The sequence below is a fragment of the Brevundimonas subvibrioides genome (assembly GCF_027271155.1).
In the GTDB taxonomy this organism is placed as follows: domain Bacteria; phylum Pseudomonadota; class Alphaproteobacteria; order Caulobacterales; family Caulobacteraceae; genus Brevundimonas; species Brevundimonas subvibrioides_D.
The window spans coordinates 2,312,715-2,339,282 of record NZ_CP114542.1 but is presented as its reverse complement, the minus strand read 5'-3'; the positions used below and the strand labels follow the sequence as shown (position 1 = coordinate 2,339,282).

Annotated in this window: 28 protein-coding genes and 2 tRNA genes; 23 read left to right on the top strand and 7 right to left on the bottom strand. The window is 67.9% G+C overall.

What is annotated here, in order from left to right:
* Window positions 1-20 precede the first annotated feature (20 nt).
* Window positions 21-704, top strand: a complete 684-nt coding sequence (rpiA, locus tag O3139_RS11755) for a ribose-5-phosphate isomerase RpiA (RefSeq protein ID WP_269514258.1) — start codon at window positions 21-23, stop codon at window positions 702-704.
* A gap of 143 nt (window positions 705-847) precedes the next feature.
* Window positions 848-2,242: a glutathione-disulfide reductase gene (gene gor, locus O3139_RS11750; protein WP_269514257.1), complete on the top strand. Its 1,395-nt coding sequence runs from the start codon at window positions 848-850 to the stop codon at window positions 2,240-2,242.
* On the opposite strand, the gene O3139_RS11745 is transcribed toward gor, so the two are convergent.
* Both O3139_RS11745 and O3139_RS11740 read right to left on the bottom strand, forming a co-directional pair.
* Entirely contained in the window at window positions 2,239-2,568 is a 330-nt protein-coding gene (locus O3139_RS11745; protein ID WP_269514256.1) for a DUF5615 family PIN-like protein, read from the bottom strand. The two genes, gor and O3139_RS11745, sit on opposite strands and share 4 nt — an antisense overlap.
* The gene (locus O3139_RS11740) at window positions 2,565-2,780 is read right to left on the bottom strand and encodes a DUF433 domain-containing protein (protein ID WP_269514255.1); all 216 of its coding nucleotides are present in this window, start codon (window positions 2,778-2,780) and stop codon (window positions 2,565-2,567) included. The genes O3139_RS11745 and O3139_RS11740 overlap by 4 nt, the downstream gene beginning before the upstream one ends.
* An 88-nt stretch (window positions 2,781-2,868) precedes the next feature.
* Here O3139_RS11740 and O3139_RS11735 point away from each other — a divergent pair, with 88 nt between their 5' ends.
* The 3 genes from O3139_RS11735 to O3139_RS11725 all read left to right on the top strand — a co-directional run bounded on the left by O3139_RS11735 (window position 2,869) and on the right by O3139_RS11725 (window position 5,876).
* Complete coding sequence (locus O3139_RS11735; protein ID WP_269514254.1) at window positions 2,869-4,239, top strand: class II 3-deoxy-7-phosphoheptulonate synthase; 1,371 nt, start codon at window positions 2,869-2,871, stop codon at window positions 4,237-4,239.
* Window positions 4,236-4,823, top strand: coding sequence for a prephenate dehydratase domain-containing protein (locus tag O3139_RS11730; RefSeq protein WP_269514253.1), 588 nt, complete (start codon window positions 4,236-4,238; stop codon window positions 4,821-4,823). The genes O3139_RS11735 and O3139_RS11730 overlap by 4 nt, the downstream gene beginning before the upstream one ends.
* Window positions 4,824-5,105: 282 nt before the next feature.
* Window positions 5,106-5,876 carry a chorismate mutase gene (locus tag O3139_RS11725; RefSeq protein ID WP_269514252.1) on the top strand — a complete coding sequence of 257 codons (771 nt, stop codon included), beginning with the start codon at window positions 5,106-5,108 and terminating at the stop codon, window positions 5,874-5,876.
* Between the two features lies 1 nt (window position 5,877).
* Here the strand turns inward: O3139_RS11725 and panC are convergent, their stop codons facing one another.
* Window positions 5,878-6,741 carry a pantoate--beta-alanine ligase gene (panC, locus tag O3139_RS11720; protein WP_269514251.1) on the bottom strand — a complete coding sequence of 288 codons (864 nt, stop codon included), beginning with the start codon at window positions 6,739-6,741 and terminating at the stop codon, window positions 5,878-5,880.
* 90 nt (window positions 6,742-6,831) lie between these two features.
* Here panC and O3139_RS11715 point away from each other — a divergent pair, with 90 nt between their 5' ends.
* The 13 genes from O3139_RS11715 (at window position 6,832) to O3139_RS11655 (ending at window position 19,893) form a co-directional block, all read left to right on the top strand.
* On the top strand, window positions 6,832-7,485 hold the full coding sequence (locus tag O3139_RS11715; RefSeq protein ID WP_269514250.1) for an SPOR domain-containing protein: 654 nt from the start codon (window positions 6,832-6,834) through the stop codon (window positions 7,483-7,485).
* Window positions 7,486-7,619: 134 nt separating this feature from the next.
* Window positions 7,620-8,465 carry a division plane positioning ATPase MipZ gene (locus tag O3139_RS11710; protein WP_269514249.1) on the top strand — a complete coding sequence of 282 codons (846 nt, stop codon included), beginning with the start codon at window positions 7,620-7,622 and terminating at the stop codon, window positions 8,463-8,465.
* Between the two features lie 16 nt (window positions 8,466-8,481).
* A complete protein-coding gene (locus O3139_RS11705) occupies window positions 8,482-8,901 on the top strand; it encodes a J domain-containing protein (protein WP_269514248.1) in 420 nt (139 codons plus the stop codon).
* 56 nt (window positions 8,902-8,957) lie between these two features.
* On the top strand, window positions 8,958-10,550 hold the full coding sequence (locus tag O3139_RS11700) for a carboxyl transferase domain-containing protein (RefSeq protein WP_269514247.1): 1,593 nt from the start codon (window positions 8,958-8,960) through the stop codon (window positions 10,548-10,550).
* 5 nt (window positions 10,551-10,555) lie between these two features.
* Window positions 10,556-10,948, top strand: coding sequence for a hypothetical protein (locus O3139_RS11695; RefSeq protein ID WP_269514246.1), 393 nt, complete (start codon window positions 10,556-10,558; stop codon window positions 10,946-10,948).
* Window positions 10,945-11,841 (top strand): enoyl-CoA hydratase-related protein, encoded by an 897-nt coding sequence (locus O3139_RS11690; protein ID WP_269514245.1) that lies wholly within the window; start codon window positions 10,945-10,947, stop codon window positions 11,839-11,841. The genes O3139_RS11695 and O3139_RS11690 overlap by 4 nt, the downstream gene beginning before the upstream one ends.
* Window positions 11,842-11,872: 31 nt before the next feature.
* The gene (locus O3139_RS11685) at window positions 11,873-12,235 is read left to right on the top strand and encodes a hypothetical protein (RefSeq protein ID WP_269514244.1); all 363 of its coding nucleotides are present in this window, start codon (window positions 11,873-11,875) and stop codon (window positions 12,233-12,235) included.
* 37 nt (window positions 12,236-12,272) lie between these two features.
* Window positions 12,273-14,270: an acetyl/propionyl/methylcrotonyl-CoA carboxylase subunit alpha gene (locus tag O3139_RS11680; protein WP_269514243.1), complete on the top strand. Its 1,998-nt coding sequence runs from the start codon at window positions 12,273-12,275 to the stop codon at window positions 14,268-14,270.
* Window positions 14,271-14,920: 650 nt separating this feature from the next.
* The gene (locus O3139_RS11675; protein ID WP_269514242.1) at window positions 14,921-15,319 is read left to right on the top strand and encodes a DUF1489 family protein; all 399 of its coding nucleotides are present in this window, start codon (window positions 14,921-14,923) and stop codon (window positions 15,317-15,319) included.
* Window positions 15,320-15,467: 148 nt separating this feature from the next.
* Complete coding sequence (locus O3139_RS11670) at window positions 15,468-16,814, top strand: MATE family efflux transporter (RefSeq protein WP_269514241.1); 1,347 nt, start codon at window positions 15,468-15,470, stop codon at window positions 16,812-16,814.
* A gap of 153 nt (window positions 16,815-16,967) precedes the next feature.
* Window positions 16,968-17,201 carry a hypothetical protein gene (locus O3139_RS11665; RefSeq protein WP_269514240.1) on the top strand — a complete coding sequence of 78 codons (234 nt, stop codon included), beginning with the start codon at window positions 16,968-16,970 and terminating at the stop codon, window positions 17,199-17,201.
* 278 nt (window positions 17,202-17,479) lie between these two features.
* Complete coding sequence (metG, locus tag O3139_RS11660) at window positions 17,480-19,183, top strand: methionine--tRNA ligase (RefSeq protein WP_269514239.1); 1,704 nt, start codon at window positions 17,480-17,482, stop codon at window positions 19,181-19,183.
* Window positions 19,180-19,893 carry a 2OG-Fe(II) oxygenase gene (locus O3139_RS11655; RefSeq protein ID WP_269514238.1) on the top strand — a complete coding sequence of 238 codons (714 nt, stop codon included), beginning with the start codon at window positions 19,180-19,182 and terminating at the stop codon, window positions 19,891-19,893. Before metG ends, O3139_RS11655 begins: the two co-directional genes overlap by 4 nt.
* Here O3139_RS11655 and O3139_RS11650 read toward each other — a convergent pair whose 3' ends face one another.
* From O3139_RS11650 to rlmB, 3 genes are read right to left on the bottom strand one after another with little or no spacing between them, the layout of a single operon-like run.
* Window positions 19,894-20,343 (bottom strand): hypothetical protein, encoded by a 450-nt coding sequence (locus O3139_RS11650; protein ID WP_269514237.1) that lies wholly within the window; start codon window positions 20,341-20,343, stop codon window positions 19,894-19,896. It lies immediately after the preceding gene.
* 57 nt (window positions 20,344-20,400) lie between these two features.
* The gene (locus O3139_RS11645; protein WP_269514236.1) at window positions 20,401-21,207 is read right to left on the bottom strand and encodes a TerC family protein; all 807 of its coding nucleotides are present in this window, start codon (window positions 21,205-21,207) and stop codon (window positions 20,401-20,403) included.
* Window positions 21,208-21,235: 28 nt separating this feature from the next.
* Complete coding sequence (gene rlmB, locus O3139_RS11640; protein WP_420022318.1) at window positions 21,236-22,138, bottom strand: 23S rRNA (guanosine(2251)-2'-O)-methyltransferase RlmB; 903 nt, start codon at window positions 22,136-22,138, stop codon at window positions 21,236-21,238.
* 147 nt (window positions 22,139-22,285) lie between these two features.
* On the opposite strand from rlmB, the gene O3139_RS11635 reads away from it, so the two are divergent.
* The 3 genes from O3139_RS11635 to tuf all read left to right on the top strand — a co-directional run bounded on the left by O3139_RS11635 (window position 22,286) and on the right by tuf (window position 23,786).
* Window positions 22,286-22,369: transfer RNA gene (locus O3139_RS11635), tRNA-Tyr, on the top strand.
* An 88-nt stretch (window positions 22,370-22,457) separates the two neighbouring features.
* Window positions 22,458-22,531, top strand: a tRNA-Gly gene (locus O3139_RS11630).
* Window positions 22,532-22,595: 64 nt separating this feature from the next.
* A complete protein-coding gene (gene tuf / locus O3139_RS11625; RefSeq protein ID WP_269513375.1) occupies window positions 22,596-23,786 on the top strand; it encodes an elongation factor Tu in 1,191 nt (396 codons plus the stop codon).
* 127 nt (window positions 23,787-23,913) lie between these two features.
* Here the strand turns inward: tuf and O3139_RS11620 are convergent, their stop codons facing one another.
* On the bottom strand, window positions 23,914-24,078 hold the full coding sequence (locus tag O3139_RS11620) for a hypothetical protein (RefSeq protein WP_269514234.1): 165 nt from the start codon (window positions 24,076-24,078) through the stop codon (window positions 23,914-23,916).
* A 144-nt stretch (window positions 24,079-24,222) separates the two neighbouring features.
* On the opposite strand from O3139_RS11620, the gene O3139_RS11615 reads away from it, so the two are divergent.
* Window positions 24,223-25,377: a GNAT family N-acetyltransferase gene (locus O3139_RS11615; protein ID WP_269514233.1), complete on the top strand. Its 1,155-nt coding sequence runs from the start codon at window positions 24,223-24,225 to the stop codon at window positions 25,375-25,377.
* 11 nt (window positions 25,378-25,388) lie between these two features.
* Entirely contained in the window at window positions 25,389-26,318 is a 930-nt protein-coding gene (locus O3139_RS11610) for a cupin-like domain-containing protein (RefSeq protein WP_269514232.1), read from the top strand.
* The last annotated feature ends 250 nt before the right edge of the window (window positions 26,319-26,568 follow it).

Sequence of the window (26,568 nt, the reverse complement as noted above, 5' to 3'; positions counted from 1 at the left end):
TCCCTCCGGGAGAGGGATCAATGAGCGACCTCCAGAAACAACGCGCCGGCGAAGCCGCCGCCCTGCGCGTCGAGGCGGGCATGGTCGTGGGCCTGGGCACCGGGTCGACCGCGGCCTGGTTCGTCAAGGCGCTGGCGGCGCGGGGGCTGGGCGGCCTGCGATGCGTGCCGACTTCGGAGAGGACCGCCGATCTGGCCCGCGAGCTGGGATTGCCGCTGACGACGCTGGAGGACGTCTCGCGCATTGACCTGACCGTCGACGGCGCCGATGAGGTCGGGCCGGGGCTGGCCCTGATCAAGGGCGGCGGCGCGGCGCTGTTGCGCGAGAAGCTGGTGTGGGAGGCCTCGGCGCGCTGCATCGTCATCGCCGACGCGGCCAAGGTGGTGCCGGTGCTGGGGGCCTTTCCCCTGCCGATCGAGGTCGTCGCCTTCGGCCACAAGGCGACGGCCAACCGGATCATGGACGTGCTGACCGACCACGATATCGCCATGCCCGCCCGCCTGCGCCAGGCCGACCGGGGCGTCGTCCGCACGGACGGCGGCAATGTGATCTATGATGCGAAATGCGTCGCGATCCACGATCCGGTCCGCCTGGCCGACGACCTGAAGCTGATCACCGGGGTGGTCGAGCACGGCCTGTTCCTGGATCTGGCGGACGAGGCGATCATCGGCTTGGATTCGGGCGTGGACATCCTACTTCCCTGAACAGTATCCCCTTCGCTTCCGTCATCCTCCAACGAACGTGTTCCTGACAGTTTCGCGCTCCCGCGCGCCGCTGGGTCCCCCGGTCTGCGCCGCCAGCCGGCGGCTTGCCGGAGGATGACGAAAGCCAATTGAAAGCGCGACGAATGACCCCCTACGACTACGACCTCTTCGTCATTGGTGCCGGGTCCGGGGGCGTCCGGGCGGCGCGGCTGACGGCGCTGGGCGGCAAGAAGGTGGCGATCGCGGAGGAACACCGCGTCGGCGGGACCTGCGTGATCCGGGGCTGCGTGCCCAAGAAATTCATGGTCATGGCCAGTGACTTCGCGCACCAGTTCCATACGGCTGAAGGTTATGGCTGGACGGTGGAGGCCAGCTTCGACTGGCCGAAATTCATCGAGACCAAGGATGTCGAGATCGCCCGGCTGTCGGGCATCTATGCCGCCAACCTGGGCAAGGCGGGGGTCGAGCTGATCCACGGCCGCGCGGTGCTGACCGACGCCCACACGGTGGTGATCGCCGGCAAGGGCGAGGGCGGTGGCGACCTGACCGTGACGGCCGAGCGCATCCTGATCGCCACGGGCGGGCGTCCGTGGATGCCCGAGGGTCTGCCCGGCATCGAGCATGCGATCTCCTCTGAAGAGGCCTTCCACCTGCCGGAGCTGCCCAAACGCATCCTGATCGCGGGCGGGGGCTATATCGCCGTGGAGTTCGCGGGGATCTTCGCCGGCCTGGGGGTGGAGACGACCCTGATCTATCGCGGGCCGAACATCCTGCGCGGCTTCGACGACGACGTGCGCGCGCATCTGGCCGGAGAGATCGAGAAGCGCGGCATCAAGGTGATCCTGGGCTGCCAGCACAAGGAGATCCGCAAGACCGACAGCGGTCTGGTGAATGTGCTGGAGAACGGCATGGAGCTGGAGACCGACGTCGTCATGTTCGCCACCGGCCGGGTGCCGCACGTGAAGTCGCTGGGGCTGGAGACGGCGGGCGTGGCGCTGAACGACAAGGGTGCGATCCGGGTCGATGCCCTGTCGAGAACAACGTCTGAAAGCATCTGGGCCATCGGCGACGTGACCGACCGGATGAACCTGACCCCCGTCGCGATCCGCGAGGCGGTCGCCTTCCACGAGACCGTCTACAAGGACAATCCGCAGCATTTCGACTATGAGGCCGTCGCCACGGCCGTGTTCAGCCAGCCGCCGGTGGGGACGGTGGGCCTGTCGGAAGCCGAGGCGCGGCGGACCTGTTCGGGCGCGGTGGATATCTATTCGACCCGGTTCCGGCCGATGAAATACGCCTTCACCGGGTCGGACGAGCGGGTGCTGATGAAGCTGGTGGTGGATGCGTCGAACGACCGCGTGGTCGGCGTCCACATCGTCGGACCGGACGCCCCCGAGATGATCCAGCTGGCCGCCATCGCCGTGAAGGCGGGCCTGACCAAGGCGCAATGGGACGCCACCTGCGCTGTCCACCCGACCATGGCCGAGGAACTGGTGACGCTGAAGGTCAAGCAGAGCCAGGAGACGAGCGCGGGTTAGCGCACTTCAACTATGGCATGTCCGTCGTTGAGCTGATTCAAGACCCGAAGCCAGGACGCCCGAAGTCGCTCAAGCAGCTGCGCCTTTCTGAGATTACCGGTGCGTATCCAGACAAGAGGCGGTGCTGGGGAGCGTGTCGTGCACCAATCGGAGAAATCACCGTCCTGCGTGATGATGGCGGCGGCTCGGCCGATTGCTTCATGCCAAATCCAGTTGTCGGCAGCGCCAACTTCGTGGAGTTCGTTGACGTGCCACGCTTCATGTCCAATCGATCGCAGCCAGACAGAGACCTCGTCCGGCAGATTGGCGTCGACGATGAACCTCACCCGGCGACAATCGCCGTGCGGCTGGTGAGCGTGTATGCCCAGGCGAGACAGGCCCTGATGTCATCTGGTTCAAGGTAGGAATATCCCTCCAGGATATCCTCGGCGGTGTCTCCGGCCGCGAGCATGCCAAGGACATCTTCGACGCGGATGCGCATGCCTCGGATGCTTGGTTTTCCGAAGTTCTGGTCGGGGTTGATCGTGATGCGTTTCAACAGCGGGTCCATGGTTTCAGCTTAACACGGGAGCGTTCCCCGCGCACATTCATTGTCTCGAAAGCGCCAGAAGCCTATATCGCGCGACATGACCCAGCGCTGGACCCCTGACTCCTGGAGAAACAAACCTGCGGTACACATGCCGACGGATTATCCGGACGCGCGTGACCTGCAGCGGGTCGAGGACGAACTGCGGGCCATGCCACCTCTGGTGTTCGCGGGCGAGGCGCGGACGCTGACGGCCAAGCTGGCGGAGGTCGAGGCGGGCAAGGCCTTCCTGCTGCAGGGCGGCGACTGCGCCGAGAGCTTCAAGGAATTCTCGACCGACAACATCCGCGACACCTTCCGCCTGCTGCTGCAGATGGCGGTGGTGCTGACCTTCGCGGGCAGGAAGCCGGTGGTGAAGGTCGGTCGGATCGCCGGCCAGTTCGCCAAGCCGCGCAGCTCGCCCATCGAGACGATCGACGGCGTGACCCTGCCGTCCTATCGCGGCGACAACATCAACGGCTCGGCCTTCACCGCCGAGGAGCGCGCCCCCGATCCGCAGCGCCTGCTGAAGGCCTACAACCAGTCGGCCTCGACGCTGAACCTGCTGCGCGCCTTCGCCGGTGGCGGCTATGCGGACCTGTACAACATCCATCGCTGGACCCAGGGGTTCGCCGATCACGGCATCGGGGCCCAGTACCGCGAGCTGGCCGACAAGATCGCCGAGGCCCTGGCCTTCATGGAGGCGGTCGGCGTCACGCCCGAGACCCATCCCGACCTGAGCCGCGTCGAGGTCTTCACCTCGCACGAGGCCCTGCTGCTGAACGTCGAAAGCGCCCTGACCCGGCTGGATGGCGGGACGGGCGAATGGTTCGACACCTCGGCCCATATGCTGTGGATCGGCGAGCGCACGCGTCAGCTGGACGGGGCCCATGTCGAGTTCATGCGCGGCATCCGGAATCCGATCGGGGTGAAATGCGGCCCGACGATGGAGCCGGACGACCTGCTGCCGCTGATCGACGCCCTGAACCCCGACAATATCTCGGGCCGCCTGACCCTGATCGGCCGCTTCGGTCACGACAAGGTCGGCAAGCGGCTGCCTGGCCTGATGCGGGCTGTGAAGGCGGCGGGCAAGAAGGTGATCTGGTCGATCGACCCGATGCACGGCAACACCCTGATGGCCACGAGCGGCTACAAGACCCGGCCGTTCGACCGGATTCTGGGCGAGGTGAAGGGCTTCATCGATGTGGCCGAAGCCGAGGGCGTCCACCCCGGCGGCGTCCATCTGGAGATGACCGGCCAGAACGTCACCGAATGCATCGGCGGCGCGCAGGCGGTGTCGGAGGACGACCTGTCCAGCCGCTATCACACCCACTGCGACCCCCGCCTGAACGCCGACCAGGCGCTGGAACTGGCCTTCCTGGTAGCCGAGCGGCTCAAGAGCGGACGACTGAACCAGTCGCGCGCGGCGTGACCGAGGCTGCGATCGGGCGACCGGTCGGCGACGACCGGGGCGGACGCACCGCCTTCCAGGGCGCGCCCGGCGCCTTCAGCCACGAGGCCTGCGTCGAGCTGCGCCCCTGGGACGTCCATGTGCCGTTCGAGACGTTTGCCGAGGCGATCGAGGCGGTGAAGACCGGCGATTGCGACTGCGCCCTGATCCCGGTCGAGAACTCCACGATCGGCCCGGTGGAACCGGCAGCGACCCTGGTGGCATCGGCCGGGCTGGAACAGGTCGCCGACGTCTGGCGGCCGATCCAGATCGCGCTGATGGCGCTGGACGGCGTCGAGATCGGCGAGATCCGCACGGTCTCCAGCCACCCCATCGCGCTGCGCCAGTGCGCGGGTAACCTGGCCGCGATGGGGCTTGCGACCGTCGAGGCCTTCGACACCGCCGGGGCCGCGCGCGCGGTGTCCGAAGGCAACGACCGGACCCGGGCGGCCCTGGCCCCGGTCGCGGCGGCCGAGGTCTATGGCCTGTCGATTCTGCGCAACGATCTTCAGGATTCAGACACGAACAGCACGCGCTTTGTTCTCCTGTGTCGCGAGGCGGGTTGACGGCGCACGATCCTTGCGTGTCTTTAGGGGCTACGGATCGCTGACGATCCGGAACACCGGACCGACCCATGTCCTCGCTGCGCGCCTCGACCCAGACCCTCGTCCTCCGTTCGCGCGCGGCTGCCCTCTATTTCGGCTATCGTTTCTACGGCTTTCGATACGCCGGCTGAGGCCTCGAGCGGCACCCGCTCCTGACAGCCTCGCCGGCGACCGCCCTGACCCGGGGCGGCGGCGCACCCCTGCACCCCTTATCGAAATGACCCCGTTGAAAGCCTCGATCCCATGCCGAAATCCAACCTCAAGACCGTCTGGCCCGACATGACGCCCGAAGAGATGTCCCCCGAACAGATGGCGCTGGCCGCCCTGCGGGCCGAGATCGACAGCGTCGACGACCAGCTTCTGGCCCTGTTCCAGCGCCGCCTGGCCATCGCCGCCAGGGTCGGCCAGGCCAAGGATGCGCCGCACGGCCCCCACACCAAGCTGCGTCCCGATCGCGAACAGACGGTCCAGAACCGGGTGCTGGCCAGGGCCGAGCCGCAGTATGCCGAAGCCGTTTCGAGCCTGTGGCGCGAGATCGTCGGCTGGGGTCTGGCGCGTCAGGGTCAGTTGCAGGTCCAGGTCTGGTCGCCGACCGACCCGACCCGCGCCTTCGACGGGGCACGCCACCGCTTCGGCATGGCCGCCGCCATCCGCATGGTGCGCGATCCGCAGGCGGCGCTGGCCTTTGCGGCCGAGGGCCGGGGCGTGGCGGTTCTGGCGGTCAACACCGACGACCCCTGGTGGGTCGGCCTGCGCCGCGACTGGTCGTCCCTGAGCGTGTTCGACGGATTCGGACAGGCCGGAGGACAGCCGACGTCGCTGGCGGTCGGCAAGATCGATCCGGTCGCCCTGCCCAGGGGCCGCAGCGTGATCGTCACGGCCGGAGGCGACGCAGGCGACGGCGGCGGGGCGCGCCGCTGGGGCCTGAACACCCATCACGGCTGGACCCTGGCCCTGACCAACGCCGCCCTGACGCCGGGCGACGCCGAGGGCTGTGTGGGGGCGATCGGCTAGATCAGACGGCCAGGTTGTCGATCAGGCGGGTCTTGCCGAGCCAGGCGGCGGCGAGGATGCGCGCGGGGGCATCGACGACGCCGTTCGGGAACGGGGCCAGATCGTCGGCGCGGCGCACGGCGACATAGTCGACCCGCTCGAACCCGGCCTTGAGCAGATCGGAATAGGCGTCGCGCTCCACGGCAGCCAGCGGACGCCTGTCGGCGGCCTTGAGCGCGGCTTCGGCCAGGACGCCGTTGAGCCGGCGGGCGGTGTCGAGTTCGGCCTCCGACAGATAGGCGTTCCGGGATGACAGGGCGAGGCCATGGCCGTCCCGCATCGTCTGCGCGCCGATGATCCGGGTCGGGATGTCGAGGTCCCGGGCCATGCGGCGGACGACCATCAGCTGCTGGTAGTCCTTCTCTCCGAACACGGCGACATCGGCCTGGACCTGGTTCAGAAGCTTGGCGACGACCACCGCCACGCCGCCGAAGAAGTGGGGCCGGAAGTCCGTCTCCAGCCCCTGCGACGGCCCGCCGACGGAGACGGCGGTGACGAAGCCGTCCGGGTACATTTCAGCCTCTGTCGGTGCGAACAGCAGGTCACATCCGGCTCCGGCGAGCAGGGCGGCGTCCCCGGCCTCGCGGCGCGGATATGTGCCGAGGTCCTCATGCGCGGCGAACTGGGTCGGGTTGACGAAGACGCTGGCGACGACCCTGTCGGCGTGCTGGCCCGCCGCTCGTACCAGGGTCAGGTGGCCCTCGTGCAGGGCCCCCATGGTCGGCACGAAAGACACGGTGAAGCCCTGACGACGCCAGTCGCGGACCACGGCGCGCAACGCTTCGACGGTTCGCGCGATCGGCAGGGGAGGAGGGTTGTCAGCCATGCTTACCGGATTAACCCTTAGACTTAAGCGTGATCGTGCACCGGACGGCAAAAGGTGCCGGGCTAGGGTCGGCTTATGACGCCCGGCAGAATGCTTCGTCCAGTACTCCTCGGTCTCGCAGGCCTCTCGACCGTCTCGTGTGGCGTGGTCGAGAGCGACCCGCATCGGTTCGAGTCCATGGCCCAGGCCGTGGCCAGCGTGCCCCTCGACGGGTCGGACGCACCTGTGCGGACGGCGGCGGAGCTGGGACTTCGTCCTGCCAGGATCGACGCTGCCGCCGTCGCGAACCCCGGCGCGCTGCGGGTCGAGGTCATGGACCCCCATGCCCTGTGGGATGCGCGCGATGCCGGTCTGCGGGGCGCGGTCGAACAGGCGGCCCCGGTGATGATCGAGGCGGCCGCGCCGGTCGTGACCCGGGCGGTCCGGCAGCAGGTCTCCGATCGCTCCCAGACGATCCGACCGACGCGGGCCGTCGTCGTCGAGCCCGTTCATGCCGGCGGTGCGACCGGTCCGCGCGAGACCTTGCAGCTCGGAGCCTTCTCCAGCCCGTCGGCGGCGCGGGCGGCCTGGTCGCGCATTCGTGCGGCGGGCCATGGCCTGGCGGGCCTGACGCCTGCGTTCGAGGCTGTCGAGGTCGATGGACGCACCCTGACCCGGCTGAAGGTAACGGCGGCAGGCGAGACGGTTCGCGCCGTCTGTCGCGCTGCGGACGCTGCCGATCTGGGGTGTCTGCGCCGGGGTTGAGCCCCCGCTCGCGCGATCTTCCCACAGCTGTCGGCCAACCTTTCGTTGACGGATGCGGCCGCGCACCCGACTCTGGCGAACCATGACAATCGGCTCTGTGAGTCGGTTGTCGCCAGTATCCGGATTATCAGGTCATGACGCAGACAGCTCGGGCTCAGGTCATCGTGGTCGGCAATGAAAAGGGCGGGGCGGGCAAGTCCACCCTGGCCATCCACATCGTCTGCGGCCTGATGCACGCGGGTCGCAAGGTGGCGATTCTGGACCTGGATCTGCGCCAGCGGTCGATGTCCCATTTCTTTTCTCACCGCACGGCCTGGACGGCCGCCAACGGCGTCACCCTGCCCATGCCGGTCGAGCCGGACCTGGGCGACGGCAAGGCCCTGGCCAGGGCGGATGAGGCAGAGCAATTGGCCCGGTTCGAGACGGCGTTCGGCGAGGCGGTGGCATCCGGGGCCGAGGTTATCCTGATCGACACGCCGGGGGGCGATACCGCCCTGTCGCGAGCGGCTCATGCCCGGGCCGACCAGATCGTGACGCCGATGAACGACAGTTTCGTCGACTTCGACATGCTGGGCACGGTCGATCCCGTGACGCTGGAGCTGCTGAAGCCCTCGACCTATTCCGAAAGTGTGTGGGAGGCCCGGAAGTATCGCGCCATAAAGGACGGTCGCCACGCCGCCATCGACTGGATCGTGGTCGTCAACCGCATGGCCGTGGCCGAGGCGCGCAACCGCCGCCGTCTGGAAGAGCGGATGCTGAAACTGTCCAAGCGCGTGGGGTTCCGGGTCGGGCCGGGGCTGCGCGACCGGGTCATCTATCGCGAACTGTTCCCCTTCGGCCTGACGGTGGCCGATCTGTCCAATGCGGTGCGGCCGGTGGCGGTGTCGCTGGCCCATGTCGCGGCAAGGCAGGAGATGCGCAACCTGATGCAGGCCCTGGGCCTGAACGACGTCCGCCTGCCGGCGCTCGAGGCCGCTTGATCACCGGACTGTTCGCATGGGCCTGATCTGGCTCGTGCTGGCGGGCATCGTGGTGTGGGCGCTGGTGCGGCTGGGTCGCCAGACCGAGGGCCCGCGGCGGGGGCACTGGCGGGTGGCGGCGACCCTGGTCTCGGCCGCGCTGCTGGTCGGCGGGGCACTGGCGCTGTCCAGGGGGGCGTGGATCAGCGGTGCCGGTCTGGTCGGAGCGGCGCTGTGGCTGGCGGTCGCCTCGCGGATGCGGAACGTGGTGGCGAGGCCCGAGGCGATCGGTGATGCCGAGGCGCGGTCGATCCTGGGCGTGCCCGTGGGCGCGGAGCCCGAGGTCATCCAGGCCGCCTGGCGTCGCCTGATGGGGCGGGCGCATCCCGACCAGGGCGGGACGGAAGGGCTGGCGGCGAAGCTGAACGCCGCGCGGGACCGGCTGTTGCGGAGATAGCCCTCTCCCTCTGGGAGAGGGTTTCCGCATCAGCCAAAGCCCCCTAAACCAGCCCCATGCCGAAGCTGACCTCCGCCATCGATCCGAACAGCGCGTCGTTCAAGGCGCTGCATGCCCACAACACGGCCCTGAACGCCGAGCTGCGCGCGCGGGTGGCGGTCGCGGCGCGGGGCGGGTCGGAGGCCAGTCGCGAGCGGCATGTGGCGCGGGGCAAGCTGTTGCCGCGGGACCGGGTCGAGCGGCTGCTGGACCCCGGTTCGCCCTTTCTGGAGGTCGGCCAGCTGGCCGCCAACGGCATGTACGGCGACGAGGCCCCTGGTGCCGGGATGATCTGCGGCATCGGCCGGGTCTCGGGCCGCGAGGTCATGATCGTCGCCAACGATCCGACGGTGAAGGGCGGCGCCTATTTCCCCATGACGGTGAAGAAGCATCTGCGGGCGCAGGAGATCGCCGAGCAGAACCATCTGCCGTGCGTCTATCTGGTCGATTCCGGCGGGGCGAACCTGCCGCACCAGGCCGAGGTGTTTCCGGACCGCGACCATTTCGGCCGCATCTTCTTCAACCAGGCGCGGATGAGCGCCCGGGGCATCCCCCAGATCGCCTGCGTGATGGGGTCGTGCACCGCCGGCGGGGCCTATGTGCCCGCCATGTCGGACGAGACGGTGATCGTGCGGAACCAGGGCACCATCTTCCTGGCCGGGCCGCCGCTGGTGAAGGCTGCGACCGGCGAGGTCATCTCGGCCGAGGAACTGGGCGGGGCCGAGACCCATGGGCGCAGGTCCGGCGTCGTCGACTATGTCGCCGAGAATGACGAGCACGCGCTGGAGATCGTCCGCGGCATCGTCGGCCATCTGAACAGCGTCAAGCGGGTCGATCTGGATGTGCGCGAGCCGCGTGCCCCGGCGTTCGATGCCGAGGAGCTGTACGGTCTGATCCCCGACGATGTGCGGGCGCCCTATGACGTGCGCGAGGTGGTCGCGCGGGTGGTCGACGGCTCGGAGTTCGAGGAGTTCAAGGCCCTGTACGGCACCACCCTGGTCTGCGGCTTCGCCCGCATCTGGGGCTATCCGGTCGCCATCCTGGCCAACAACGGCGTGCTGTTCAGTGAGAGCGCGCTGAAGGGGGCCCACTTCATCGAACTGGCCTGCAAGCGGAAGATCCCGCTGGTGTTCCTGCAGAATATCAGTGGCTTCATGGTCGGCGGGAAATATGAGGCGGGCGGCATTGCCAAGGACGGAGCCAAGCTGGTCACGGCGGTCGCCTCGGCCAATGTGCCCAAGTTCACCATCCTGATCGGCGGCAGTTTCGGCGCCGGCAACTACGGAATGTGCGGCCGGGCCTATTCGCCGCGTTTCCTGTTCACCTGGCCCAACAGCCGCATCAGCGTGATGGGCGGGGAACAGGCGGCCGCGGTGCTGGCCACCGTCCACCGCGACGCCGACAGCTGGACCCCCGAACAGGCCGAGGCCTTCAAGGCCCCGGTGCGTCAGAAATACGAGGACGAGGGCAATCCGTACCATGCCACCGCCCGCCTGTGGGACGACGGCATCATCGATCCGGCCCAGACGCGGGACGTGCTGGGTCTGGCGATTTCGGCGAGCCTGAACGCCCCGATCGAGGACACGACGTTTGGCGTGTTCAGGATGTGATGGCCATGCGCTTCCTCCTGTCAGCGCTTATCATGAGCCTCGCATTGTCTGCCTGCGCCACATCACCGGGTCCGGTTCCGCGTGCTTTTCATGGAACGTGGGATCTATCGCCCATCGAGTGCGGCGATCCGGACGGCGTTTCCCGTCTCGTCATCGCGGGCACCAGGCTGACGTATTACGAATGGGGCGGTGACGTTCTCTCTGTCCGCCCGGACGGCGACGGCTCGGTCCAGGTCGATTTGAATTGGTGGGACACGAGCGACACTGACGCAAACGATCGGCCGGTCATCCGGCATCGACCTGGCAAGCTGACGCTGTCACCGGATCGATCCGCTCTCCGGATCGCTATCGACGGTGAGGCCACCACCTATACTCGCTGCCCTGGAGCACCATCATGACCGACCCCACCGAAAACGACCTGAACGCCCTGGACATCACCGATGCCGAGGCGGCGGAGATCAATGCCATCGCCCAGCCGCTGGTGCCCGATCCGGCGCCGGATGCGAACGACGATCTGGTGCAGGTCGATTCCACGGCCGACGGGGTGGTCTTCATCACCATCAACCGGCCGGCGAAGAAGAACGCCTTTGACGCCGCCACCATCGCCGCCCTGCATGAGGCGTTCGAGACCCTGCACGGGGCCGACAGGGTGCGGGCGGTCTTCATCCGGGGCGCGGGCGGGACGTTCAGCGCGGGCGCCGATCTGGGCTGGATGCGGGATGCGGCCGGCTGGTCCGAGAGCGACAACCGCGACGACGCCATGATGCTGGCGAAGATGCTGAAGGCGCTGCACGACATTCCGGCCCTGACCATCGCCCTGGTCGAGGGCGCGGCCATGGGCGGCGGGGCGGGCATCGTCTGCGCCTGCGACATGGCCGTCGCGGTCGAGGGGACGCGGTTCGCCTTTTCCGAGGTCAAGCTGGGTCTGATCCCGGCGACCATCGCCCCCTATGTGATCGAGGCGGTCGGGGCGCGTCGGGCGAGGCAGCTGTTCCTGACGGCCAACATCTTCGACGCCGACTATGCGGCCCATGCCGGGATCATCGACATGGTCCTGCCTGAAGGGTCGATGGACGAGTTCGTGTCCATGCTGACCGACAGTCTGAGCCAGAATGCGCCGGGCGCGATGGGCGAGGCCAAGCGGCTGGTCAACGACCTGGTCGGCCAGACGATCGATCGCGGCCTGATGGAGGACACGGCCCGCCGCATCGCCAGGGCGCGGGTGTCGAAGGAAGGGCAGGAGGGCGTGCGGGCCTTCCTCGAAAAGCGCAGCCCGAGCTGGGCGGAGTGACCTCGGGCCGGATTTGCGCTAGGCTGGGACCATGAACGTGCACCAGCCCGTCGAACCGGAATGGACCCTCGAAGAGGAGAACGAACTTTTCGAGATGGCGAACCTGTATCCGGAAGACACGGGGCTGCCCATGACCATCTGGGTCAGCCCCAAGGGCAATGCGCGGCACGACGCGCGGGTGAAGGTCAGCACGGTCCATGGCAACCGGATGACGCTCGATCAACTCGCAGTCGTGGCGATTCGCCCGGAGTCCAGGGTTGTCCATGGCGCATTAATCGCCAGCGACGAGCGTCTGGTCACCGAATGGATCAGCAAGAACCGGGATGCGCTGATCGCATACTGGGACGGAGAGATCGGAACTCGCAAACTGATGCAGCGCCTCGTCGATCTCTGACCTCGACCCTCGCGCCGGGTCGCTCTAAACCGGCCCCATGTTCACCTCCGTCCTGGTCGCCAATCGTGGCGAAATCGCCTGTCGCGTCTTTCGCACCGCCAAGCGGATGGGGATCCGCACCATCGCCGTCTATTCCGGGGCCGATGCGAAGGCCCTGCATGTGCGCGCGGCGGATGAGGCGGTGCTGATCGGGCCGGCGGCGGCGCGCGAGAGCTATCTGGACGCGGACAGGGTGCTGGCGGCGGCGAAGGCGACGGGGGCGGAGGCGATCCACCCCGGCTATGGCTTTCTGAGCGAAAACGCCGCGTTCGCCGAGGCGGTGATGGCGGCGGGGATCGTGTGGATCGGGGCGCCGCCGGCGGCGATCCGGGCCATGGGGCTGAAGGACGCGGCCAAGACGCTGATGGTCGAGGCGGGCGTGCCCGTGACGCCCGGATACATGGGCGAGGACCAGTCGCCGGAGCGGCTGAAGGCCGAGGCCGACGCGATCGGCTATCCGGTGCTGATCAAGGCGGTGGCGGGCGGCGGCGGCAAGGGGATGCGGCGGGTCGATGCGGGCGATGCGTTTCTGGATGCGCTGGGCTCGTGCCGGCGCGAGGCGGCCTCCAGCTTTGGCGACGACCGGGTCCTGATCGAGAAATACATCCTGTCGCCCCGCCATATCGAGGTCCAGGTGTTCGGCGACGCCCACGGCGAGGTGTTGCACCTGTTCGAACGCGACTGCTCCCTGCAACGCCGCCACCAGAAGGTGATCGAGGAGGCCCCGGCCCCCGGCATGGACGCGGCGACGCGGGCGGCGGTGACGGCGGCGGCGGTCAAGGCGGCGAAGGCTGTGAACTATGTCGGGGCGGGGACGATCGAGTTCATCGCCGACGGGACCGAGGGGCTGCGCGCCGACCGCATCTGGTTCATGGAGATGAACACCCGGCTGCAGGTCGAACATCCGGTGACCGAGGCCATCACCGGCGTCGACCTGGTCGAATGGCAGTTCCGCGCGGCGGCGGGCGAGCCGGTGCCGCTGAAACAGGACGAGCTGGCGATCAACGGCTGGGCCATGGAGGCGCGGCTGTATGCCGAGGACCCGGCGAACGGCTTCCTGCCCAGCATCGGGAAGCTGGAGCATTTCGTCCTGCCCGACGGAGTGCGGATCGACACCGGGGTGGAGCAGGGCGGCGAGGTCAGCCAGTTCTACGACCCGATGATCGCCAAGCTGATCGTCCACGCGGAGACGCGCGAGGCGGCGGCCGAGGCGCTGGCGGAGGCGTGCGGGTCGGTCGAGGTCTGGCCGGTGCGGACCAATGCCGGGTTCCTTGTGCGCTGCCTGGAGCATCCGCGGTTCGTGGCGGGGGATGTGGATACGGGGTTTATCGGGGCTCAGCAGGATGATCTGGCTGATGGCGCTCTGCCTACGCCTGAAGCCGTCGCTGCCGCCTTCACCTCGCTGGGAGGCGAGGGAGAAATGGACGGCTGGAATGGCGCGTCGAACGATACCACGAGCCCTTGGTCGAATGGACCCTTTGCATTCCGAATGAACGGTCGAGGCGGTGCTCGACTTGGCCTTTGGTTCGACGGCGAGCCCTTGGCGGCCAAGCTGGAAGGCCCGCAGACTTACAATGATATGGGCGAGCATTTCGGCTTTACGGTCGAGACGCCGGACGGCCAGTTTCATGGTTACGGATCACCGGGCTTTACGTTCGTCGATGGCCGTCCCTTCTCGGCCTTCTGCACACCGGCAGCGATTGTGATCTTCGAAGATGGGGCCGCCCACGAATTCAAGCGTCGCCGAGCAAGCGCTGACGGCGGCACCGCCTCCGACGGCTCCCTCCGCGCGCCCATGCCGGGGAAGATCGTGGCGACGCCGGTGAAGGCGGGGGATGTGGTGACCAAGGGGCAGCCGGTGATCGTGCTGGAGGCCATGAAGATGGAGCATGCGCTGAACGCGCCGTTCGACGGGGTGGTGGGCGAGGTGGCCTTCGCCGTCGGGGACCAGGTGGCGGCGGATGCGGTGCTGGCGGTGGTGGAGGCCGGAACTTAGGAGAGAAAACGTTTAAATACAGAGACTTGTATGCGGTATCTCTCAGGCTTTGTGATACGCGGGGGGCTGAGGCGATTGCACTCGAAAAAACCGGGTCCAACGCGTGCAAGTCGCGGATTTTATTCGATAGAATTTGCACTCCGCTGCACCCCATGAGTCCAACGGATTTGAGGGGGGCGCGCCAGGTTCGACCGACACTCAACCTTGTCATCCCGGAAATCGCGCCAGCGATTATCCGGGACGGAAGCCACGCCTTACTTGCCTCCCGGAAGGCGCGAAGCGGCTATCCGGGAGACGGTGGAGTGCGGTCAGACTGTCTCCCGGACAATCGCTGGCGCGATTTCCGGGAGGGATGGTGGCGGGGTCCGGCGTCCCGGCTCTTCGCTTCGCTACGGCCGGGATGACAAACGGGGCTCTTCGCTTCGCTACGGCCGGGATGACAAGCGGGGCTCTTCGCTTCGCTACGGCCGGGATGACAAGGGAGGCTCTTCGCTTCGCCTGGCCCTTCCCACCCGGCTTCGCTCCGCTCAGCCACCCTCCCCCGAGGGGGAGGTAGAGGCGGTGTCCGCGTCACCTTGCCCGCCCCACCCGGTCGCTGCTTCGCATCGACCACCCTCCCCCGCGGGGGAGGGAGATGATAGTGCCCGCCCATGCCTCTTCACATGATCAAGCTCTGCGTCGGTGTCGCCAAGGTGGAGACGCTGGAACGGCGGGCGGCCAAGGGCGACTGGCTGACGGTCAATACGCGGATGACGCCCAAGCGGGCGGCCGAGATCGAGGACGGGGGGTCGATCTACTGGGTCATGAAGGGTTCGGTGACCTGCCGGATGCCGATCGTGGACATCTCGACGCGCGGCGAGGGCAAGGCGTCGATGTGCCTGATCAAGCTGGCGCCCGAGGTGGTCCGCACGGCCCCGCAGGCGCGGCGACCGTTCCAGGGCTGGCGCTATCTGGAACCGAAGGACGCGCCGCCGGACCTGTCGTCGCTGGACGCGGGGGATATGCCGGAGGCGCTGGCGAAGCAGCTGCGGGAGATGGGGGCGTGGTAGGTCGGAGGGATTAGGGATTAGGGATTAGCGATTAGGGATCAGGAGGATTGGGGTTAGCGAACGGGGCCGAATGTGAGATGAGGCGCTCCCGCTGGCCGGGTGGCGCTCTGCCTAATCCCTAATCCCTAATCCCTAGTCCCTGATCCCCATGCTCTCCCCCTCCACCCGGGCCGCCACGCGCGAGCTGCTGACGCTGGCCTGGCCGGTGGTGCTGGCGCGGATCGGCATCATGACCATGGGGCTGACCGACGCGATCGTGGTCGGCAACTATTCCAGCCGCGAGCTGGCCTACAGCTCGCTGGCCCTGGCCCCGACCTCCATCATGGTGACGACGGCGGTGGGCCTGCTGCTGGGCGTGCAGGTGATGACGGCGCGGCGCATCGGCGAGGGACGGCGCGACGAGGCGGGCGCGGTGCTGCGGCGCGGGCTGAGCTATGCGCTGCAGCTGGGGATCGCGGCGATGATCGCCCTGATCGTCGTCGGGCCCTGGGCGCTGACGCAGCTGAACCTGGCCGACGGTCTGGGCGAAGGGGCGCGGCCGGCGCTGATTGTCTTCGCCCTGGGGATGCCCGGCTATCTGATCTCGGTCGCCTGTCAGTTCTTCCTCGAGGCCCTGGGCAAGCCCAAGCCGGGCATGATCGCCATGTGGGTCGCCAATGCGGTGAACCTGGCGTTCAACCTCCTGCTGGTGCCGGACATCCTGGGGCTGGGCGTACACGGGGCCGAGGCCTCGGCCTGGGCGACGTTCGCGGCAAGGACCTCGCTGGGGATCTTCCTGGTCGTCTATATCGCGCGTCTGCCGGAGGCGCGGGCGCTGGGGGTGTTCAACCGGCCGCCGAAGGACCCGCCGGCCGAGCGCGAACAGGTCCGGATCGGGGCCGGGTCGGGGGCGTCCTATTTCATCGAGGTCGGGGCCTTTGCCCTGATGACCTTCATCGCCGGACAACTGGGGGCGGCGGAGACGGCGGCCTGGGCCATCGTGCTGAACATCTCGGCCATCGTCTTCATGGTGCCCATGGGGCTGTCGGCGGCGACGGCGGTGCTGGTCGGGCGGGCCTATGGGGCAAAGGACGCGCCGGGCGTGCTGCGGAACGGGCTGGTGGGGATCGGGACGATCGCCGTGCTGACCCTGGCCGTCGCGCTGGTGGTGTGGCCGACCGCGCCCCTGCTGATCGCCGCCTACAACCGCGATCCGGTGCTGGCGGCGATCGCCGTGCCGGCCCTGGTGCTGGCCAGCCTGTTCTTCGTCGCCGACGGCATCCAGGTGGTGGCGTCGCAGGCCAATCGCGCGGCGGGCGACGTCTGGTGGCCGACGATCATGCACTTCTTCTCCTACGGGGCCGTGATGATGCCGCTGGGCTGGGTGCTGGCGCACCGGGTCGGGGTCGACGGTCTGGTCTGGGCGGTCATCATCGCCAGTCTGGTGTCGGCCGGCCTGCTGACCGGGCGGTTCGTGCGGGTGGCGGGGCGGCTGGGAGTAGGGAGTAGGGATTAGGGATTAGGGATTAGGGATTAGGGATTAGGGATTAGGATTTGGGGATTGGGGATTGGGGAAGCGGGGTTGCGATGTTCGTCACCACTCGCCGCCAACCTTGACTAATCCCTAATCCCTAATCCCTACTCCCTGATCCCTGACCCCCCTGGACCCATGCCCCGCATCCTGATCCCCGGCCTTGTCCGGCAGGGGGATTTGCGCTTCTGCGTGGCCTCGGTCGTGGCGAACATCACCGAGGACACGGCGAACATGATCGCCGCCATACTGGCCGAGTCGTCCGACCGCCATACGGTGAAGAACAGCACGCCGAAACCGGCGAAGATTCCTCCCAGCGTCCAGCCCAGTCCACGCGACATCGTTCGGCTCCGTATTGGCCCGATCCCATGAGCGGGCATTCGAAATGTAAAGCACCCTATACATCACGAGTCGCGAAATGTAAAGCGTCCTAGACAGGTCTGTTCTCCCTCCCCCTCGGGGGAGGGTGGTCGCGAAGCGACCGGGTGGGGGCGGCAAGGCAAGGTCCGGAAGAGTATAGGCACGTCGCCTTGCCCTCCCCACCCGGCTTCGCCTACGGCTCAGCCACCCTCCCCCGAGGGGGAGGGAGAAGGTGACGCCGCCCTGTGGTCACTCTATATCCCGCAGCTTCCTCGAACGACCGGACTCCCATGCCCCGTATCCTGATCACCTCGGCGCTGCCCTATATCAACGGCATCAAGCACCTGGGGAATCTGGCGGGGTCGATGCTGCCGGCCGATGTGTTCGCGCGGTTCAAGCGGGGGCAGGGGCATGAGGTCCTCTATATTTGCGCCACCGACGAGCACGGCACGCCGGCCGAACTGGCCGCCGCCGCCGCCGGCCAGGACGTCCAGACCTATTGCGACGAACAGCACGAGATCCAGAAGGCGGCGGGTCAGGCGTTCGGGCTGAGCTACGACTGGTTCGGCCGGTCGTCGCGCGCACCGAACCGGCGGCTGACGCAGCATTTCGCCCATGTGCTGGAGGCGAACGGCCTGATCGAGGAGCGGGTGGACCGGATGGTCTATTCGATCGACGACGCCCGCTTCCTGCCCGACCGCTATGTCGAGGGGACCTGCCCCCACTGCGGCCACGTCGGCGCGCGGGGCGACCAGTGCGACAATTGCGGGCGGCTGCTGGACCCGACCGACCTGATCGCGCCCTATTCGGCGGTGTCGGGCTCGACCAACCTGGAGGTGCGCGATACGCGCCATCTGTATCTGCTGCAGACCCGGATCGAGGACCGGATCCGGGGCTGGATCGAGTCGAGGACCGACTGGCAGACCCTGGCGAAATCCATCGCGCTGAAGCACCTGGACGAGGGGCTGATCGACCGGGGCATTACCCGTGACCTGAAGTGGGGCGTGCCGGTGGTGGGGCCGGACGGGGGGCCGCGTCCCGGCATGGAGGGCAAGGTCTTCTATGTCTGGTTCGACGCCCCCATCGAATACATCGGCGCGACCGAGGAATGGGCCGAGGCCAACGGCCGGACCTGGCGCGACTGGTGGCGGCTGGACGAGGGGGCGGACGACGTCCGCTATGTCCAGTTCATGGGCAAGGACAATGTCGCCTTCCACACCGTGTCCTTCCCCGCGACCATCCTGGGATCGGGCGAGCCGTGGAAGACGGTCGATACGTTGAAGGCCTTCAACTGGCTGAACTGGTACGGCGGCAAGTTCTCGACCTCGCAGAAGCGCGGGGTCTTCATGGATCAGGCGCTGGAGATCCTGCCGGCCGACTACTGGCGCTGGCACCTGACCGCCTATGGGCCGGAAGGGTCGGATGCGGCCTTCACCTGGGAGCAGTTCCAGTCGACGACGAACAAGGACCTGGCCGATGTGCTGGGCAATTTCGTCAACCGGATCGTCAAGTTCGCGGAGTCGAAGTTCGGCGGCGTGGTGCCGGACGGAGGCGAGCCGGGGCCGCTGGAGGCGAAGCTGGAGGCCGATGTGGCGGCGGGCATCGCCGAGGCGACGGCGGCCTTCGAGGCGATGGAGTTCAGAAAGGCCTGTCAGGCCCTGCGCGCCGTCTGGGTTCTGGGCAACGAATATCTGCAGGAGGCCGCCCCCTGGACCGCGTACAAGACGGACGTCGAACGCTCGGCCGTCGGAGTTCGCACCGGTCTGAATCTGGTGGCGCTGTTCGCGCGTCTGGCCGCGCCGGTCATGCCCTTCACCGCCCCGACGATCGCGGCCACGGTGGGGGAGACGGACCTGTCGTGGCCGGGCGCGGGCGAGGGGCTGCTGGACCATCTGCCGCGCGGTCAGGCGGTGGCCTCGGCCGAGGTGCTGTTCAAGAAGATCGAGGACGTCCAGGTCGCCGAATGGAGCGAGCGGTTCGGAGGAGCCCAGTGAAGCCCGCGCTGGCGGATCATTCGCCGGCGACCCTCCGGGCGGTGCGCGAGCGCCTCGCCGCGACCGGCCGCGCCCAGCTGCACGGCCTGCTGGCCGATACCTACGCCGAGCACCTGCGTATCGAGGCGGACGGGACGGACTATAATGTCGTCACCCGCAAACCGACCGCCCACGTCGACCTGCCGGGGGCCTGGCTGCATTCGCTGGAGCCGCACCAGCGTCAGGCGCTGGGCCAGGCCGTGCAGGCCTCCGCGACGGACGCGTTCCAGTATCTGTACGACAACCACCCGATCCATGATCTCGCCGAGGGCGGAGCGGCCGCGCCCGTCTGGGCCGAGCTGGTCGCCTTCCTGAACGGCGACGCCTTCCTGGGGCTGATGCGGGAGGCGACGGGCGAACCCCGCATCGCCCTGGCCGACGCCCAGCTGACCCGCTTCCGCAAGGGCCATTTCCTGACCGAACACGACGACACGGCCGATGGCAAGAAACGTCTCTATGCCTATGTGCTGGGCCTGACGCCCGGCTGGCGGATCGACTGGGGCGGCCTGCTGGCCTTCCACGACGCCGAAGGCAATGTCGGGGAGGCCTTTACCCCGCGCTTTAACACCCTGAACCTGCTCAGGGTCCCCGCGCCCCATTCGGTGACGCAGGTCGCCCTGTCCGCCGGCGCCGACCGGGTGTCGGTCACCGGCTGGCTGCGCGGCGTCTGACTATTCGAACAAGGCCGCCGGGGCTCGGTACTCGTCCGGCCAGGCCAGATAGGCCACGTCGGTGGGACCGATGACGAAGGTCACGACGCGCCAGCGGCCGCCCTGGCGGCGCAGCAGGGCATAGGTGCCCGGACCGTCGAAGATGCCGTCCTCGATCTCGCTGGCATAGCGGGTCCTGGCGAAGTCGATCGGGCGGCCGTTCGGCTGCTGGATCGATCCGGCGTAGAAGGCCCAGTCGCCCTGGACCCGCAGCCGGTCGACCATGAACTGCACGGCCTGGCCCCCCAGGTCGCGCTGGATGGCGGGGCGCAGGGTGTCGAGGAGCGGACGGCGCAGCGGATCGCCGACGCCGATGTCGCGCACGCCCGACTGGACGGCGGCCGAGGGCGCCGGCCCGGCCGGGGTCGCCATCGGGCCGGCGATCAGGAGGGGCAGCAGCATCAGGCTCATCGGTCACTCCGCGGATGAATCGTTGGGTACGGTGGCAGTCTCCGACGTCAGGCGGCGTCAGGGTTTGGCGATCGCCTTCTGGGCCAGGCAGACCGTCAGCTTCTCGCCCTTCTCCGGACGGCAGGACTTCCGCACCTCTTCGGCCGTGATGTCGAGGAAGGCCGGGGCCGAGGCATTGTGCTGTTCCACGCCCAGGGCCCGCACGACCGTCGAGCGATAGCCGTCCCAGATCATGTGGATGGCGACATAGAGCACGATGACCAGACCGACATAGCCGATCCAGCGGTATTTGCTCAGCAGCTTTGCGATCCAGGTCGCGGCCACGCCCATCAGGCCGATCGACAGCACCAGGCCGAACACCATGATCCAGGGGTGGTCGTGGGCGGCACCGGCGACGGCCAGCACATTGTCCAGCGACATGGTGACGTCGGCGATCAGGATCTGGACGAGGGCCGCGCCGAAGCTCTTGCGCTTCAGGCCCATCTCCTCGGGGCTGGGACCCTTGCCGTGCTCGATGGCCAGGGCGAGTTCCAGTTCCGCCTGGGCCTCGGCCTGGTCGTGGGTCGCGGCCTCCTGCAGCTCGCGCCACATCTTCCAGCAGACCCACAGCAGCAGCACGCCGCCCGCGATCAGCAGGCCGACAATGGCCAGAAGCTGGACGGTGACCAGGGCGAAGACGATCCGCAGCACGACGGCGGCGGCGAGGCCGACCAGGATCGCCTTGCGACGCAGCTCCTGCGGCAGGGCGGCGGCGGCCAGACCGACGGCCACGGCATTGTCGCCCGCGAGCACCAGGTCGATGGCCAGGACCTTGCCCAGGGCGGAGAGCTGGCTGGCGAGTTCGGGGGAGCTGAGGAATTCCATGGGGCGCTGTTAGGGCAGGGCGTAGGCCTTAATCAAGCGGGCGTTGCTTGCGCGTGGCCTCGTACAGCGCGATGGCCGCCGCATTGGAGACGTTCAGGCTCTCGAACCCGCCGGGCATGGGAATCCGGGCCAGCACGTCGCAGTGTTCGGCGACCAGGCGGCGGATGCCGTCGCCTTCGGATCCCATGACCAGGACGGTCGGGCGGTGATCGAGCGCGGTCTCGAGCCGCTCGTCGGAGGCGCCGTCCAGACCGACCGCGCGCCAGCCCAGGTCGGCGAGGCGTTCGAGGGCGCGGGACAGGTTGGTGACGCGGGCGCAGGGCAGGCGCTCGGTGGCCCCGGCCGCGGCCTTGGCGAGCGCGCCGGCCAGCACCGGCGAGTGGCGGTCCTGGACCACGATGCCGCGCGCGCCGAACGCGAGGGCCGAGCGGAAGATGGCCCCGACGTTCTGGGGATCGGTCAGCTGGTCCAGCATGACGATGATGCCCTCTGCGGGCTCGGCGAGGTCTTCCAGGGCGACGCCGTCCAGCGGCTGGACCTTGAAGGCCAGGCCCTGATGCACCGCGCCCGCGGGCAGCAGGCGTTCCAGGGTCGGGGCGTCCATGACCTCGATCCTGTGGCCGTTGGCGGTCCCTTCGCGTTCGATCTCGGCGGCGCGCTCGGCGGTGGCCAGCAGACGGCCCATGCCCTTTCTCGCCGGGTTGGCCAGGGCCGCCAGCACGGGATGGCGACCCCACAGGAAGCCGTCGGCGTCGACCTTGCCCCGACCGGCACGGGGAGCGGCGGTGGAGAAGGCCTTTGCCGGCGGGTTGGGGTTCCAGCCGCCGGGTCTGGCACCGGCCGAAGCGTCGCCGGACCGGGGATTGAAGACCGGTTTCACCGGCCCCTTTTTGCCCGATTTCCGGTCGTTGCGTTCTGGATTTCTCGACACTATAAGACGCCCTCCGATTTGGAGCCCTAGGGCTTTCGGGTCTGGCGCTCCCTCTATCCCAGGCGTGTCCCGACCTTGAAGCCTTTTGTTCCGACACCGGTCGAAAGACGGGTTTCGGGTCAGGGTTCGACGGTTCGAAACGCGCGCGGGGGAATGTCCCGAGCGGCAAAGGGGGGGGACTGTAAATCCCCTGCGTAAGCTTCGCAGGTTCGAGTCCTGCTTCCCCCACCACGCGGTTTCGAGGCGGCGAACGAGCGCGACGAAGAGGATCGACTGCGGACATTTCCTTGCAAAAACAAGGGACTGCCGTGGTTTCCGTGCGGGTATAGTATAATGGTAATACAGCAGCCTTCCAAGCTGAATATGTCGGTTCGATTCCGTCTACCCGCTCCAGGTTTTTGATCGCACACAGCGCCCCAATTCCCGCATCCGGGCCAGGGCCATCAGGAGTTTGGCCATGGCCAAGGAAAAGTTCGAACGTAACAAGCCGCATTGCAACATCGGCACGATCGGTCACGTGGACCACGGCAAGACGACGCTGACGGCGGCGATCACGATGACGCTGGCCAAGGCCGGTGGGGCCAAGGCGATGGCCTATGCGGACATCGACGCGGCGCCGGAAGAGAAGGCGCGCGGCATCACGATCAACACGGCGCACGTGGAATATGAGACGGCCAACCGTCACTATGCCCACGTCGACTGCCCGGGCCACGCCGACTATGTGAAGAACATGATCACCGGTGCCGCCCAGATGGACGGCGCGATCCTGGTGGTGTCGGCGGCCGACGGTCCGATGCCCCAGACCCGCGAGCACATCCTGCTGGCCCGTCAGGTCGGCGTGCCGGCCCTGGTGGTGTTCATGAACAAGGTCGACCTGGTCGACGACAAGGAGCTTCTGGAGCTCGTCGAGATGGAAGTGCGCGAGCTGCTTTCGTCCTATCAGTTCCCGGGCGACGACATTCCGATCACCATGGGCTCGGCCAAGGCCGCGACCGACGGCGTGAACCCGGAGATCGGCGAGCAGCAGGTTCTGGCGCTGATGGAAACCGTCGACGCCTACATCCCGCAGCCGGAGCGTCCGGTCGACCTGCCGTTCCTGATGCCGGTGGAAGACGTGTTCTCGATCTCGGGCCGCGGCACCGTGGTCACGGGTCGCGTCGAGCGCGGCATCGTCAAGGTCGGTGAGGAAGTCGAGATCGTCGGCATCCGTCCGGTCCAGAAGACGACCTGCACGGGCGTGGAAATGTTCAGGAAGCTGCTGGACCAGGGTCAGGCGGGCGACAACGTCGGCGTACTGCTGCGCGGCACCAAGCGCGAGGACGTCGAGCGCGGTCAGGTCCTGTGCAAGCCGGGCTCGATCACCCCGCACACCAAGTTCCTGGCCGAGGCCTATATCCTGACCAAGGAAGAGGGTGGCCGTCACACGCCGTTCTTCACCAACTACCGCCCGCAGTTCTACTTCCGCACGACCGACGTGACCGGCATCGTGCAGCTGAAGGAAGGCGTGGAGATGATCATGCCCGGCGACAATGCCGAGCTGAACGTCGAACTGATCACCCCGATCGCGATGGAAGAGAAGCTCCGCTTCGCCATCCGCGAAGGCGGCCGCACGGTGGGCGCCGGCGTGGTGGCCAAGATCATCGCCTGAGGTGATGGCGCGCTGACGCGAACGACGCGATCGTTCGCTGCCTGAGCGCGGATTGAGTTGGAAGAGGCCTCCGGCGAACGCCGGGGGCCTTTTTCTTGTGCCCTTCTCCCGCAAGGGAAAAGGGCATTCAGTCGTTCGGCTTGCCCGTCGCCGGGTCCGTGGCGGTTTCGCCGGAGTTGCTGCTGCCTTCGGAGCCGCGGGGTTCGGTGGCGGGGCGGGGGGGCCTGCCGTCGCCGGCGGGGCGCTGGTTCTCGTTTTCGGTCTGGCGCGGCGGGCGGGCGGGGTCTGTCATGGATGGCCTCTGTGTTGGCCATGGCAACGTCCGGCCGGGCGCGAAGGTTTCGTTCACCACGCCGCTCAACCGTCCCGAAACGGCGCAACCGCTAGGGTTTGCGCTGGAATGGCGCTTGCGGCTGCGGGCGTCCAGGAGACGGGCATGGCCGGAACGCTACAGATCGAGGTCGTCCGGACGGAGCAGCTGACGGTCGCCGACGTGGCCCTGTGGCGTCAGATGACCGATGCCAATCCCGATCTGGCCAGCCCCTATTTCCGCTGGGAGTTCACCGAGATCGCCTCGCGGATCAGTCCCGATGCGGCGGTGGCGATCCTGACCCGCGACGGGCGGACCATCGGCTATTTCCCGCACCAGCGGCGCGGATCGGCGATCCAGCCCCTGGGGGCACCGATGAACGACTATCACGGCGTGATCGCCATGCCGGGCGAGGCCCCGACCCTGGCGGCGGTGGCCGAACTGCTGGGCGCGCCGCGCCTGAACGTCTCGGCCTGGGTGGGTCCGTCGGGAGTCGGGAGCCTGCGCGAAACCCTGATGACCGTCGTGCCCGAGGCGGGCGAGGCGTCCTACGACGGCTGGTACGCCGAGCGGCGCCAGACCTGGGGCAAGTATTTCAAGGACAAGGAGCGGGCCCGCCGCAGCCTGGAGACCGAGCTGGGTCCGATCCGGGTCGAGCACGGGCTGCGCGATCCCGAACTGCTGGACCACCTGATCGGACTGAAGCGCGACCAGTATGTGCGCACCGGACGGCACGACATCTTCGCCTGCGGCTGGACGGTCGACCTGCTGCACGCCCTGATGGCCGAGACGCGGACCGATTTCGGGGCCTCGATGGCGGCGCTGTGGGCGGGAGATCGGCTGACGGCCGTCGAATATTCGCTGCACGCGGGCGACCGGTATCACTTCTGGTTCCCGGCCTATGAGCCCGCCCTGGCGCGGTGTTCGCCGGGCATCCTGCTGACCATGGACACGATGCGGCTGGGCTGCGCGGCGGGCTTCCGGGTGTTCGATTTCGGCTTCGGGGGCGAGGGCTACAAGAAGTATTTCTGCAATGCGACGCAGAGCGTGCGCGAGGCCGTAGTGCTGAAGCCGGGCCTGGGGGCCAGTCTGTCGGATGTCGCGGTCGGACTGCTGGACAGCGCCTCGGGCGGACACGGAGAGCGGCTGAGGACGAGCGTCCGGCGGCGCTGGGCGGCGATCGAGGCCTGCGAGACCACGCCCGTTCACCGCTTCATGGGCGCCGTGGCCGCGGCCGGGGTCGCCGTGCGCAAGGCGACCGGACGGCAGGCCGCGGCCTGAGAGACATGACGATGACGCAGACCCAGATGACCGGCGCCGCTCGCCGCACCCGCTATCCCGGGCCGATCGCCGAGGCCAGGAAGCATCCGCACGGCCTGGTCGAGCAGGGGTTCGCGTCGGACGAGGCGCTGGCCGAGATCCTGCACCGCTATCCGGCGCATCTGTTCGACATCAATCTGTACGACTACGACGACAAAGGTCAGCCCAGCCTGCGCACCGGCGCGCGGGGTAATCTGACGGGCGACCAGATGCTGGCGGCGATCCAGGCCGGGCGGCTGTGGGTCAATCTGCGGCAGGCGCAAGCGGGCTGTCCCGACCTGTGGCAGGCGGCGATGGGCGAGTTCGCCAGGATCCAGGCGACCTATCCCGGCATGAAGGCGGTGACGAACGCCGGTCAGCTGATCATCTCCTCGCCGGCCACCCGGGTGCCCTATCATTTCGACGCGTCGGGAGTGGTGCTGTTCCACCTGCGCGGTCGCAAGCGGCTGTTCATCTATCCAGGCGACGAGGCGCATCTGCCGGAGCAGGCGATGGAGCAGATCGTGGCCCGCCAGACCACCGAGGACCTGCCCTATACCCTGGCCTTCGAGGCCGATGCCCAGGTGATGGACCTGGAGCCGGGCGAGGCCCTGACCTGGCCGCTGTATGCGCCGCATCGGGTGGAGAACCTGGACCGGTTCTGCGTCAGCCTGTCGATGGACTTCCAGACCTGGTCGACACGGTTAAGGAACGGGGCGATCTATACCAATGCCGTGATCCGCAGCCGGGGCGGGCGTCCGCGCTTCACCGACGCCATGTCGACGCCGGAACTGGCCGCGCGCTGGGCGGCCTCGCTGGCGCTGCGCCGCGTCGGCGGGCTGAAGAGCCGGATCGAGCATTACGAGCGGGACTTCATCCCGGATGCCGCCGCCGCCGACGGGGCAGGGGCCTTGCCCGCCTGATCCGAAGGCCGGTTCGGCGTCGACACGCCGGGGACTGACGAAATCGCGCGACGGGCCTTTATTTCGCCCGCGAAGCGCGTATATGTGCGCGTTCCGCAATCACTCCATGATTCCGCGCGAAAGCGCCGAGGCCCGGTCCGTCGCCCTCCGACCGAGCGAAGGCGTGGCTCCTTCCCCAGGGAGCTTACCAGATTTCAGGCCTCCTGACCGTGAAAGCGTGTCGAGGGTGGAGGCCGAAACCGATTGTCAC

What these genes read in the sequence shown, in the direction of transcription:
- O3139_RS11680 (WP_269514243.1), top strand. Translation starts at nt 12,273, where the DNA reads ATGTTCACCTCCGTCCTGGTCGCCAATCGTGGCGAAATCGCCTGTCGC.
- O3139_RS11705 (WP_269514248.1), top strand. Translation starts at nt 8,482, where the DNA reads ATGGGCCTGATCTGGCTCGTGCTGGCGGGCATCGTGGTGTGGGCGCTG.
- metG (WP_269514239.1), top strand. Translation starts at nt 17,480, where the DNA reads ATGCCCCGTATCCTGATCACCTCGGCGCTGCCCTATATCAACGGCATC.
- O3139_RS11645 (WP_269514236.1), bottom strand. Translation starts at nt 21,207, where the DNA reads ATGGAATTCCTCAGCTCCCCCGAACTCGCCAGCCAGCTCTCCGCCCTG.
- panC (WP_269514251.1), bottom strand. Translation starts at nt 6,741, where the DNA reads ATGGCTGACAACCCTCCTCCCCTGCCGATCGCGCGAACCGTCGAAGCG.
- O3139_RS11670 (WP_269514241.1), top strand. Translation starts at nt 15,468, where the DNA reads ATGCTCTCCCCCTCCACCCGGGCCGCCACGCGCGAGCTGCTGACGCTG.
- O3139_RS11715 (WP_269514250.1), top strand. Translation starts at nt 6,832, where the DNA reads ATGCTTCGTCCAGTACTCCTCGGTCTCGCAGGCCTCTCGACCGTCTCG.
- O3139_RS11725 (WP_269514252.1), top strand. Translation starts at nt 5,106, where the DNA reads ATGCCGAAATCCAACCTCAAGACCGTCTGGCCCGACATGACGCCCGAA.
- O3139_RS11695 (WP_269514246.1), top strand. Translation starts at nt 10,556, where the DNA reads ATGCGCTTCCTCCTGTCAGCGCTTATCATGAGCCTCGCATTGTCTGCC.
- rpiA (WP_269514258.1), top strand. Translation starts at nt 21, where the DNA reads ATGAGCGACCTCCAGAAACAACGCGCCGGCGAAGCCGCCGCCCTGCGC.
- O3139_RS11650 (WP_269514237.1), bottom strand. Translation starts at nt 20,343, where the DNA reads ATGAGCCTGATGCTGCTGCCCCTCCTGATCGCCGGCCCGATGGCGACC.
- O3139_RS11620 (WP_269514234.1), bottom strand. Translation starts at nt 24,078, where the DNA reads ATGACAGACCCCGCCCGCCCGCCGCGCCAGACCGAAAACGAGAACCAG.
- O3139_RS11700 (WP_269514247.1), top strand. Translation starts at nt 8,958, where the DNA reads ATGCCGAAGCTGACCTCCGCCATCGATCCGAACAGCGCGTCGTTCAAG.
- gor (WP_269514257.1), top strand. Translation starts at nt 848, where the DNA reads ATGACCCCCTACGACTACGACCTCTTCGTCATTGGTGCCGGGTCCGGG.
- O3139_RS11710 (WP_269514249.1), top strand. Translation starts at nt 7,620, where the DNA reads ATGACGCAGACAGCTCGGGCTCAGGTCATCGTGGTCGGCAATGAAAAG.
- O3139_RS11685 (WP_269514244.1), top strand. Translation starts at nt 11,873, where the DNA reads ATGAACGTGCACCAGCCCGTCGAACCGGAATGGACCCTCGAAGAGGAG.
- O3139_RS11690 (WP_269514245.1), top strand. Translation starts at nt 10,945, where the DNA reads ATGACCGACCCCACCGAAAACGACCTGAACGCCCTGGACATCACCGAT.
- O3139_RS11610 (WP_269514232.1), top strand. Translation starts at nt 25,389, where the DNA reads ATGACGCAGACCCAGATGACCGGCGCCGCTCGCCGCACCCGCTATCCC.
- O3139_RS11665 (WP_269514240.1), top strand. Translation starts at nt 16,968, where the DNA reads ATGCCCCGCATCCTGATCCCCGGCCTTGTCCGGCAGGGGGATTTGCGC.
- O3139_RS11615 (WP_269514233.1), top strand. Translation starts at nt 24,223, where the DNA reads ATGGCCGGAACGCTACAGATCGAGGTCGTCCGGACGGAGCAGCTGACG.
- O3139_RS11735 (WP_269514254.1), top strand. Translation starts at nt 2,869, where the DNA reads ATGACCCAGCGCTGGACCCCTGACTCCTGGAGAAACAAACCTGCGGTA.
- O3139_RS11675 (WP_269514242.1), top strand. Translation starts at nt 14,921, where the DNA reads ATGCCTCTTCACATGATCAAGCTCTGCGTCGGTGTCGCCAAGGTGGAG.
- tuf (WP_269513375.1), top strand. Translation starts at nt 22,596, where the DNA reads ATGGCCAAGGAAAAGTTCGAACGTAACAAGCCGCATTGCAACATCGGC.